This is a genomic window from Gemmiger formicilis, assembly GCF_016901605.1.
GTDB classification, from domain to species: Bacteria; Bacillota; Clostridia; order Oscillospirales; family Ruminococcaceae; genus Gemmiger; species Gemmiger formicilis_B.
This window is the reverse complement of record NZ_JACJKP010000794.1, coordinates 1-221: the sequence shown is the minus strand read 5'-3', so window position 1 is coordinate 221 and position 221 is coordinate 1. Positions and strand designations below refer to the sequence as shown.

Annotated in this window: 1 protein-coding gene; it reads left to right on the top strand. The window is 58.4% G+C overall.

The window, feature by feature from the left end; translation table 11 throughout:
* Positions 1-221 (top strand): hypothetical protein (locus tag H6B10_RS16865; protein ID WP_204652505.1); only part of this gene is annotated, 221 nt, incomplete at both ends.

Below are 221 nucleotides of genomic sequence, written 5' to 3'. Positions count from 1 at the left end.
TCGTCCAGTGTATGATGCGTTGCATCCAGCACCGCGTGGAGGGTACGCGGCAGCGCATCTACCGCAAAACGGAACACCGCACGTCCGTCCATGCGGATGGGACCGCAGGGCGGTATGCTGATCACTGTGAAAGGAAGCGTCGTATGAAACTGCTGAACGAGATTCTGGGAACCCGGTATCCTCTCATTCAAGGCGGCATGGCCAACATTGCCACCGGTGAG